Genomic DNA, 6,759 nt, shown 5'->3' with positions numbered 1-6,759 from the left:
CAGCGAGCTTGCGAGCGCCGGCCCACCGATGGCGACGTCGTTTACGGTGGGCCGGCGCTCGCAAGCTCGCTGGTCCCACCCTACATCCCTGTCTACGGTCTATCTCTGGAACAATCCCATGCCATTGCCACGAACCGACGTTCAACCACCCATCCGCGTTGGCGACAAAATCATCCAGGTCGGTCCGCTCGATTGGTCGGGCTTCAAGGCGCTGGTCGAGGCGTTCGCCAAGGCCGATCTGCTGTTGCCGAGCCTCAACGACGGCCTGCGGACGAAGCTCGCCGAGGTGCAGACCGCCGCACGGGCGACGGGCACGCTGTCATTGGTCGATCTGGCCGGGCTGGTCTACGAGTTCGTGGCCGGCAACTTGCCGACGTTGTATCAATGGCTGCTGAAGCATCCGCCGCTGGTGACGGCGCTAGTGCGTGGCGCGAGCAACTTGACCGACGACGAAATCGCGTCGCTTTCGCCGGGCGAGGTGTTGCGCGTTGCGCGAGCGGCCTACTCGGCGTTGGTGGCCGACGGCGTGTTTGCGGAGGCCGCCGGTTTTTTCGGCGAGCTGGTCGGGATGCGGCCGCCCGGACCGGCCGCGAGCGGCGCGAGTTCCGCACTTCTCGATGTCGCGGACTATGCCAGCGAATCGAAGTCGGCATCGCCGCCGCCACCGGTTGGGGCCTGAGCGAGCTGGGGCGTTTGCCGGCACGGAGCGTGTTTGTTTATGCCGTCGCCTGTTTGGAGCAGCAGGCCGGCGAGCTGGCCAGGGCCATCGACGTGGCGCTGGTTCCGGTGGAGGCATCGACCGGCGGCAGCAGTTTGCGGAAGCGGTTCGAGCGTGAGATTCGCCGCATGTTGGGCGACTCGGTTTTGCCCACGGTTTCGGCGGCCGAGCAAGCGGCGATTGCCGAGGTGGAGCGTGAGATTGCCCGTGACTTTCCGTTCTATTTCGACGAGTCGCGATTGAACAAGATGCATGATGCGTTGGGGATGTTGAGGTTAAGTTCGCGCTAGCGGCGAACCGCTTGCGCGCCGATTGAGCTAGTGGTGCTGGAACCGCCATTGCCTGAGCCGGCTTCAGCCGGGCTTCTTCGGCGCTTGCCACCAGCTTTAGCTGGTGGTTTGCGGCCAAAATGACCCCCGTTGTCAGCCGGCTTTAGCCGGGCTTCTCGAACCTGGCTTTAGCCCTTGCCGGAGAGAGATTGCTCATGGCTACCCGCTTGCCATCAGCTTTAGCCGGTGATATGAAGTCCCGAACAAACCCTTCCTGAGGCTTTAGCGAGGCGGCCATGTCGAGCCATGTGTTCCATGAGATTTATCTCCATCTGAACTGGCACACCAAGGATGACGTGCCGTTGCTCTCGCCACGGATCGAAGCCATTGTCCATGAGCTGTTGCGCGAGCGCTGCAAAAAAACCCGCGGCGTGTACCTGCACGGCGTAAACGGCACGGAGACCCACGTGCATCTGGCGATGAACATCGAGCCGTTTGTCACGATCAGCGAACTGGTCAAAGAGTTGAAGGGCGGGAGTGCCTACGACCTGAATCGGCAAGAGCGATCGAAACGCTTGGAGTGGCAGCGCGGCTACGGTGTGGTGAGCTTTGGCAAGAGGCAGTTGCCTTGGGTGCTGGACTACATCGCCAACCAAAAAGAGCACCACGCCAAAGGCACGGCAAAGCCACGATTGGAAATGACGGGCTTCGATGAAGGAGAGTGAGCCGGCGCCGCTCGCTACCCAGCCTTAACTGGAGGTGCGCCAGCTTGACAATGAGCCGGCTTTAGCCGGGCTTCCTCTGCATTGAGTGGAGACTCGACCCCGCCAAGGGCTGAAGCCTGAGACACAAGCCGGCTAAAGCCGGCTGACAAAAAGCTAGTGGTGGCCCGTAAACCACCAGCTAAAGCTGGTGGCAGACACCAAAAGCCGGCTAAAGCCGGCTGGATGTTTCATTCATGACTTTCCCCGTTTTGCTCTGCGGAAATCCCACCCGAACGTCCCGCCATCAGCCAATGAACGGCCACACCGGCCAGACCGCCACCGAGGGCGATCGCCAAATAGGTGAGCACGATGAAGCGCGGCCATACGCCGTCATGCTCGACAATCTGGGCCACCGATGTAGTGCCCCTGAACCTCGTGGGATCTAGCAGCTTCAACCATCGATACGCACACGCGATGCTCGGCGCGGCGGCCCCGATCACGAACGATCGACGATAACCGCCGCCCGAACGCCAGACAATAAGCAACAACCCCGGCGTGCAGGTGGCCAGGATCAAGACCAGCAGGCCCGAGACAAGCGACGGCGGCGCCGCGAATGCCCCGGCCGCGACGGCGAACACGGCAATCGTGCCCAACAAGATTTGCAGTGAATAAGTGCGTCGCGCGGCCATCCGCGCATTCTAAACGACCCGGCGGCCGCTCGCCAACAAACCACAGACCACGGACCACTGACAACGGACCATGACCACCATCACCTTCACTGGCAACGGCTCCCTGACGTTGCGGGCCACGGCGCCCGACACCGATGCCCCGACCACCATGCCGGGCATCGTGCATCGCACGCAAGGCGGCAGCCTGGTGAGCTACCAGGTCGGGCCGCAGTATTGGGAAGTGACGCTGCAGTGCAAGTCGCTCACCGACGATCAGAAGGACGCCCTCAATACGTTCTTCGCCGCCAACTTCGCCACGGCATTCACCTACACCGATGAGAACGGTAACAACTTCACCGCCCGGTTCTTGGAACCAACGCTGCCCTTGAAGAAAGCGTACCGCGACTCGTGGGAAGTCGAGATCAAGCTGAATTTGTCGAACGTGCTCAAGTAGACCAGGAGTTCCAGCCCCGAAGGGGCGTGATTCGATAGCCCAGGGTGCAGCGCAGCGGAACCCTGGGTTAGCGAATGCACGAAAACGGAAAGCCCCAGCGGGGCGCCATTCCCCGACGCGCCGATGGATAGTCATCTCGCGCGAGAGCGCTACGGCGGGGAATAACGCCCTTTCAGGGCTACCAGTTCTAATCCTACCGCCAACCTAGGGTTGCACCCTAGGCTATCGAATCACGCACCTTCGGTGCTACGAACACCATGCGAACTCCTCCTGCCGATCACCTGACCTCATCGCTCGACGTGGCCAACCTCTGCTGCGCCCTGCAAACCGCGGCGGCCGCCGCCGAACAATTCGCCTTCCGCGTCGCGCAAACAATCGGAGTGTCGCCGGCTTCGCTGCCGAATCAACCCAACGCCACGATTCCGCAACTCCCGTCCGCCAATGCCACGGGCTTCACGCAACTCTTCGCCAACCTGCTGGGCGGGCGCGGCAACGGTCAACCGTTCGGGCAACTTCAACAGACCGTCGGCCAACTCGCCAAGAGCGTGCAGCAGGCCATTCAGGCCACCAACAAACAACGCGACGCCGCCAAGGTGCAAGTCGGCAACCTGCAAGACGGCGCCGACAATATGGTCGGCGCGCTGGCCCGCGGCAACGCCAACGTCGCCGATTTCGCGGCCTTCGTCGGCCGGGCCAACAACGCCGTGCAAGGGTTCGCCAACAATCTCGCCAAGCTGGGCCAGGCGCAGATGGAGCAACTCTTTCACGCCCGCGGCCAACTCGCCCCGCGAGAACAACAGCAGCAGGCCGCCGCGGGAATGCAAGTCGCCCAGCAAATGCAGCAGTTTATGTCGCAGTTGTCGAACGCAGTCGGGCAAAGTTTGCAGGGTGGGCAGCAGATTCAGCAGATGGTCAACGCGGCCCAGGCGTCGGGCAACCCGCAACAGGCCATCGACATTGCCCGAAGTTATGTCATGGCCCAGCTCAATCAGTCGTTTATCAACGCGCGGAACCTGGCCAACAGCGTCGATCCGATCATGCACAGCTTCGGCGCGCCGGGCCAACTCGCCCCGCAAGGCAACTTGCAATATCTGCTGTCGCAGCCCGGCCAGCTCCAAGACACCATCCGCATGTTCCAGTCGATGCTGGCCAATCTCGACAAGATGCAGGCCGGTCTGGCGAAGGCCCGGCCGATGGCCACGGGCGGAGTGGTCACCGATCCGACAATGGCCCTCATCGGCGAGGCCGGCCCCGAAGCGGTCATTCCGCTGGCCCGGCTGCAAGCGATGTTCGGCAATCCGGCCAATATGTTCCCGGCAGCCGGCGCGTTTCGCATCGACCCCGGCGGCGGCGCGGTCAATCCACTGGGTCTCACGGCGGGGCGACTGGCCAATTTCGACACCGCCTTCGACCGCGCCAGTCAGGTGCTCGGCCAGCAGCTCGACTGGCATCCTGAGTGGGGCAACTCCGGCGCGGGTGCGATTCTCGACCGCTGGAATTCGCTGCAAGACGCGGCCATCGGCGCGGTCGATTGGATGAACCAGCGCCGGCAAATCGACCTCGGCTCCGGTTCAGGTGGTTTGCCCGGCCAACGGCATGCGACGGCAAACGCGGCGCACTCGCTGGCCAGCGCATTGCACTTCAACTTTGGCGACATCCACGTGGCCGGCCAGATGACGCAGCAGGAGATCGGCTCGTTGTTCGACCGCATCGAGAGCGAAGCCCGATCGCGCGGCTACGACATGACCGGCCGCGCCGCTCTTCGCCGCCCGCCGCAATCGACCCGCGGGCCGCTGACGCCGGCGGGGTATGCGCGGTGAGAAGGCAAGTTGGGAAAGCCGCCGGCCTGGCAAGAGCGGCAAGCTTCGCCCTACCGCTGAGGTCAAGCCGGGGCTGACTGGGCATTTCTAGTCGTTTGACGAACTTTTCCGGGCGGTGCTATCATAACGCCTGGCAATGAACTATCTTTGGGAGAGGGGAGGATTGCCCTATTTCCACCGTATGCTCCGTCGTGTAGGATTCATTCGGAGCCACTTTGCAGCTAGCCATAACGTCGTCACATGGGTAACTTAAGCACATTCCTCTTTGCGCGCCCATCATTTTTCGAGGGTGCCGCCCGACTGGTCGATTTTGGCGGGTTCCTGAACGAATATAACTATTCGGCCAGCGAAAGGGAGGCCGATAATCTCGCCCTCTGGGCCGACTGGACGGCTGCCGGAAATGATGTTCGGGCTGCCTGGGTCGAGGAATTGGCGCGATCGCGCGACAGGGTTGGATTGCCTGAGCATGTCAAGAAGCTCAAAGCGCCGTAAGCAGCAGGCGAAGCGAACAGCGCTGGCGCAGGTAAAAAGGGAGATCGTCCAGAACGCCCCTTCCGCAATTCCGGCCGGCGTTTTGGCCCAAATCACGAGCCAAGTAACGACAACGTCTTATAGCGGGCCGGTGCCTCCTCCGGCATTACTCAGGGAATACAACGACATTGTTCCCGGAGCCGCCGAACGCATCATGGCGATGGCGGAGAAGCAGAGCGCGCACCGTATCGACCTCGAATCCACCGTCGTCAAAGGCGATTCAAGGCGGTCATGGGTCGGTCTATGGTTGGGATTCGTTGTATCTCTCGCCATCATAGGCGCTGGACTCTGGGTGGCTCTTTCAGGCGCACCGACTGCTGGGGCGGCGATTATCACGGGCACGATCGTCTCGCTTTCCGGCGTGTTTGTCTACGGCCAGCATTCGCGAAGGGTGGAACGAGAGCACAAGGCCGACATGGTTTCCGGTAAGCGGCACTGAGCCATTTGGCCCTTCTCGATGCCCGAACGCTGGGGGAGTTCGAGGTTCGAGTTACCGGGGGCAATCCACTGGCTATAATAGATGTTGTTGTTCCGTTTCAGCCGCTGCCGACGCCTCACGTTGGCCGTTACGTGCTGGACCTGCTGGTTGAAGAAGGTGGCGAACTCGAGATCCTCGGCTCTCATCGGCTGAGAGTCCTCGAACGGAAGGGTGATAATCCATGACCGACCCAGAACTGGACGGCGTCACAGTGACGGTATCGAAGCCGCGCTGTTACAAACCTGGCGAAGCCTATTCGTGCCACATTCTCGTTTACCCGCTCGCGGAGGGCGGATATTCGGCGTATTGCCTGGCGCTGCCCGAGGTGGCCGCCCAGGGCGCTACCTCGCAAGAGGCAGTCGCCAAGGTGATCGAGGGGTTCCGGGAGACGGTGCTCCGTTGTCGTGCCGCCCAGCAACCGATCCCATGGATTCCGTGGGACAAGGTGGAGGTGCCGAATCTGCCCGGTGCCCGGGAACTGGGACCCACGGTGGAGTTTCCCGTCGATCCCGAAGCGTAAAAACACGCTGCCGGGCGCAACGCCGATCGATGACATCTCCGGCTTGCGGATCAAAGGCATCGCCACACGGTCGCAACTTAACGCCGCGGAAGCCGAGAACATTCTCAAGGCGACATTGAAGTACCTTGCCGGACGGCCCTCGCGCCGCACAGCGCGTTTCGACGTCAATTGGATGGTCAAGCTGCACCGCGAAATGTTCGGCGACGTATGGCGCTGGGCCGGCGAGATCCGCTCGCGCGACCTGAACATCGGCGTTCCCTTCTATCAGGTTCGGCCCGAGTTGCAGGCCTTGGCCGACGACTTGGCGGCGTGGCGCGAAATCACCGTTAAGCCGAGCGTTGCGCCCGCGATTCGCCGGCGATAACGCTCGGCTCCGACCAGGTCGAGCCAGCTTGGTCCCCAACGTTTCAGCCAGACTTTGCTCCCTTTCGCGGCGATCACAGCGTCTTGGTCGTCGGCGGTGTTCCGCGCCGCGGCATACCAACCGCAGAGCGCCGCTGCCGCTGCCGTGGCGGCCAGCATCATGCGCAGGCTCCAGCGAAAGCGCGGCCGATGTCGGCGCAGCAGCCATTCGCAGGCGGCCGCCGGTGCCGCCAA

The 6,759-nt window shown here is 62.5% G+C and carries 10 protein-coding genes; 8 read left to right on the top strand and 2 right to left on the bottom strand.

Features of this window, described 5'->3' with window-relative positions:
• Nucleotides 1–118: 118 nt before the first annotated feature.
• The 3 genes from VNH11_27995 to tnpA all read left to right on the top strand — a co-directional run bounded on the left by VNH11_27995 (nucleotide 119) and on the right by tnpA (nucleotide 1,712).
• Entirely contained in the window at nucleotides 119–679 is a 561-nt protein-coding gene (locus VNH11_27995; GenBank protein HVA50229.1) for a hypothetical protein, read from the top strand.
• 14 nt (nucleotides 680–693) lie between these two features.
• Nucleotides 694–1,008 carry a hypothetical protein gene (locus VNH11_27990; protein ID HVA50228.1) on the top strand — a complete coding sequence of 105 codons (315 nt, stop codon included), beginning with the start codon at nucleotides 694–696 and terminating at the stop codon, nucleotides 1,006–1,008.
• Between the two features lie 275 nt (nucleotides 1,009–1,283).
• Nucleotides 1,284–1,712, top strand: a complete 429-nt coding sequence (gene tnpA, locus VNH11_27985) for an IS200/IS605 family transposase (GenBank protein ID HVA50227.1) — start codon at nucleotides 1,284–1,286, stop codon at nucleotides 1,710–1,712.
• Nucleotides 1,713–1,939: 227 nt separating this feature from the next.
• On the opposite strand, the gene VNH11_27980 is transcribed toward tnpA, so the two are convergent.
• Nucleotides 1,940–2,344 carry a hypothetical protein gene (locus VNH11_27980; protein ID HVA50226.1) on the bottom strand — a complete coding sequence of 135 codons (405 nt, stop codon included), beginning with the start codon at nucleotides 2,342–2,344 and terminating at the stop codon, nucleotides 1,940–1,942.
• 106 nt (nucleotides 2,345–2,450) lie between these two features.
• On the opposite strand from VNH11_27980, the gene VNH11_27975 reads away from it, so the two are divergent.
• The 5 genes from VNH11_27975 (at nucleotide 2,451) to VNH11_27955 (ending at nucleotide 6,162) form a co-directional block, all read left to right on the top strand.
• The gene (locus tag VNH11_27975) at nucleotides 2,451–2,813 is read left to right on the top strand and encodes a hypothetical protein (protein HVA50225.1); all 363 of its coding nucleotides are present in this window, start codon (nucleotides 2,451–2,453) and stop codon (nucleotides 2,811–2,813) included.
• 257 nt (nucleotides 2,814–3,070) lie between these two features.
• The gene (locus VNH11_27970) at nucleotides 3,071–4,633 is read left to right on the top strand and encodes a hypothetical protein (protein HVA50224.1); all 1,563 of its coding nucleotides are present in this window, start codon (nucleotides 3,071–3,073) and stop codon (nucleotides 4,631–4,633) included.
• Between the two features lie 240 nt (nucleotides 4,634–4,873).
• Nucleotides 4,874–5,125, top strand: a complete 252-nt coding sequence (locus tag VNH11_27965; GenBank protein HVA50223.1) for a hypothetical protein — start codon at nucleotides 4,874–4,876, stop codon at nucleotides 5,123–5,125.
• Nucleotides 5,100–5,603 carry a DUF2335 domain-containing protein gene (locus VNH11_27960; protein HVA50222.1) on the top strand — a complete coding sequence of 168 codons (504 nt, stop codon included), beginning with the start codon at nucleotides 5,100–5,102 and terminating at the stop codon, nucleotides 5,601–5,603. Before VNH11_27965 ends, VNH11_27960 begins: the two co-directional genes overlap by 26 nt.
• Nucleotides 5,604–5,823: 220 nt before the next feature.
• On the top strand, nucleotides 5,824–6,162 hold the full coding sequence (locus tag VNH11_27955; GenBank protein HVA50221.1) for a hypothetical protein: 339 nt from the start codon (nucleotides 5,824–5,826) through the stop codon (nucleotides 6,160–6,162).
• A gap of 264 nt (nucleotides 6,163–6,426) precedes the next feature.
• Here VNH11_27955 and VNH11_27950 read toward each other — a convergent pair.
• On the bottom strand, nucleotides 6,427–6,759 hold a 333-nt coding region (locus tag VNH11_27950), incomplete at its 5' end, for a hypothetical protein (GenBank protein ID HVA50220.1).

The sequence above is a fragment of the Pirellulales bacterium genome (assembly GCA_035533075.1).
Lineage (GTDB): Bacteria > Planctomycetota > Planctomycetia > Pirellulales > JAICIG01 > DASSFG01.
Note: the sequence above shows the minus strand (reverse complement) of the source record. Positions and strands in the feature narration are given on the sequence as shown.

Bases quoted from the DNA above. Each gene is read 5' to 3' on its own strand.
- VNH11_27995 (HVA50229.1), top strand. From the start codon at position 119: ATGCCATTGCCACGAACCGACGTTCAACCACCCATCCGCGTTGGCGAC.
- tnpA (HVA50227.1), top strand. From the start codon at position 1,284: ATGTCGAGCCATGTGTTCCATGAGATTTATCTCCATCTGAACTGGCAC.
- VNH11_27975 (HVA50225.1), top strand. From the start codon at position 2,451: ATGACCACCATCACCTTCACTGGCAACGGCTCCCTGACGTTGCGGGCC.
- VNH11_27970 (HVA50224.1), top strand. From the start codon at position 3,071: ATGCGAACTCCTCCTGCCGATCACCTGACCTCATCGCTCGACGTGGCC.
- VNH11_27965 (HVA50223.1), top strand. From the start codon at position 4,874: ATGGGTAACTTAAGCACATTCCTCTTTGCGCGCCCATCATTTTTCGAG.
- VNH11_27960 (HVA50222.1), top strand. From the start codon at position 5,100: ATGTCAAGAAGCTCAAAGCGCCGTAAGCAGCAGGCGAAGCGAACAGCG.
- VNH11_27955 (HVA50221.1), top strand. From the start codon at position 5,824: ATGACCGACCCAGAACTGGACGGCGTCACAGTGACGGTATCGAAGCCG.